Here is a 2,052-nt window from a genome sequence, read left to right as displayed (position 1 = left end):
TTCACAAATCGTGCAAGACGAGGTTGTGACACACTGCGCGATAGGGATCGAAGACGTAGGTAGGAAACTGATCCTACATTTCGACGTTACCGACAGCGACATATTTGCAGACCAGTCCTTGGACATTACAAACGTGATGATCGCGTTTGCGGGCGAACCCAAGAAGCTTATCTATTTTCATGATTATGAACTCACCTTAAGGGAACCGATTGGTTCCGGCCCAGACCAAATTACTACTGCCCGCTTTCCATTCCTCGGCGTTCTGAACATCAGCTCCAAGAATGACAAGATCGATGAAATGAAGGGGGTCTGGTACGACATCGACAACTCAGTCCTTAACTTGGCGCGCCGCATTCCAGATTTGAAAGGCATGGAAAAGTTAATTCATGAGGTGGAGACAGGCTCGATAACGTTCAAAGGTGCTCTTACTTTCCGTCGTATTGGACCACGAAGCGGTTAGTGTTTGCTGCGTTAGGTCGTCCCGGACGTAAAATCACTCCGGTTGTTTCGCCGCATTCCACAGCGCATCCATCTCTTCCAGCGAGGCCTGCGCCAACGTCCGCCCCTGTGCTTCCAGCGCACGCTCGATATAGGCAAACCGCTTTTCGAACTTCGCATTGGTCGCGCGAAGTGCGCCTTCCGGGTCGGCATCGACATGGCGGGCGAGGTTGACGAGGGCAAACATCAGGTCGCCGGTTTCTTCCGCAATCTCCTGCTTGTCGTTGCGGTCGAGCGCGGCCTCGATCTCGTCGGCTTCCTCGCGGATCTTGCGCAACACTGCGCGCGGGTCGTTCCAGTCGAAGCCGACGGTGGAGGCCTTGCGCTGCAGCTCCATCGCGCGGGTCAGCGCGGGTTGGCCGGCCTTCACACCCGACAGCAGGGATTTGTGCGCCGGCATGTCCTCCGGCGGCCGGCGCGCGGCGCGCTCGGCCTTTTCCTCGGCCTTGATGCGGTCCCAGACTTCCTTGACGTGATGCGAGGCAAGGTTGCCGTCCTTGTCGGCGAAGACATGCGGATGACGCCGGATCATCTTTCGTGTGATGGCCTCGACCACGTCACCAAAATCGAACGCGTTCTGCTCCTCAGCCATCTGGGCGTGGTAGACGACCTGGAGCAGGAGATCGCCGAGCTCCTCGCGCAAATCGTCGAGATCGCCGCGGGCGATGGCGTCGACCACCTCATAGGCTTCCTCGATCGTGTAGGGCGCAATCGTCGCAAAGTCCTGCTCGAGGTCCCAGGGACAGCCGGTCACGGGCGTGCGCAGCGCCGCCATGATCTCGATCAGGCGGGAAATGTCGCGGGAAGGGGTCATTGCGGGGCGCTCTCCTGGGTCCGGAGCCTTATGCCAAAGGCGGGTCGCCGATCCCAGTGCAAGCAGGCGGAACAGGCCGATTTCCACCGATTGGCGGGCACCTCACGCAATGCTAAAGCGCGGGGCATGAGTGACGCATTTTCCTCCGAAACCGCCCTGGTGCTGTTCTCCGGTGGCCAAGATTCCACCACCTGCCTTGCCTGGGCCTTGAGCCGCTTCGCCCGCGTAGAGACGCTCGGGTTCGACTACGGCCAGCGCCACGCCGTCGAGCTTGACTGCCGCGATCGGTTGTTCGAGGGCCTCAAGGGCCTGCGTGCGGATTGGGCCGCAAGGCTCGGCGAGAGCCATACGCTGTCGATCCCGACGCTGGCGGCCGTGTCCGAGACCGCGCTGACGCGCGACGTCGCGATCGCGATGGGCGCGGACGGGCTGCCCAATACGTTCGTGCCCGGCCGCAATCTCGTCTTCCTGACCTTCGCTGCGGCGCTGGCCTATCGGCGCGGCATCAGCCATATCGTCGGCGGCATGTGCGAGACCGACTATTCCGGCTATCCCGATTGCCGCGACGAGACCATCCGCGCCATGCAGGCCGCTCTCTCGCTCGGCATGGCCAGAAAGTTCGAGCTGCACACCCCATTGATGTGGATCGACAAGGCCGCGACCTGGCAGCTCGCGCATGACCTCGGCGGCGACGGCCTCGTCGATCTCATCCGCGAGCACTCCCACACCTGCTATCTCGG

3 protein-coding genes are annotated in these 2,052 nt (G+C 61.2%); 2 read left to right on the top strand and 1 reads right to left on the bottom strand.

The genetic code is table 11. The features are described from left to right. A partial coding sequence (locus tag JHD07_RS28165; RefSeq protein ID WP_291628060.1) for a hypothetical protein occupies window positions 1-460 on the top strand: 460 nt, incomplete at its 5' end. A gap of 33 nt (window positions 461-493) precedes the next feature. Here the strand turns inward: JHD07_RS28165 and mazG are convergent. Then, the gene (mazG, locus tag JHD07_RS28160; RefSeq protein ID WP_291628058.1) at window positions 494-1,312 is read right to left on the bottom strand and encodes a nucleoside triphosphate pyrophosphohydrolase; all 819 of its coding nucleotides are present in this window, start codon (window positions 1,310-1,312) and stop codon (window positions 494-496) included. Window positions 1,313-1,438: 126 nt separating this feature from the next. Between mazG and queC the strand changes: the two genes are divergently transcribed. Continuing rightward, window positions 1,439-2,052 (top strand): 7-cyano-7-deazaguanine synthase QueC (queC, locus tag JHD07_RS28155; protein ID WP_291628056.1); only part of this gene is annotated, 614 nt, incomplete at its 3' end.

The organism is Bradyrhizobium sp. (assembly GCF_016462955.1).
Classification (GTDB): domain Bacteria; phylum Pseudomonadota; class Alphaproteobacteria; order Rhizobiales; family Xanthobacteraceae; genus Bradyrhizobium.
Note: the sequence above shows the minus strand (reverse complement) of the source record. Positions and strands in the feature narration are given on the sequence as shown.

What these genes read in the sequence shown, in the direction of transcription:
- mazG (WP_291628058.1), bottom strand. Translation starts at nt 1,312, where the DNA reads ATGACCCCTTCCCGCGACATTTCCCGCCTGATCGAGATCATGGCGGCG.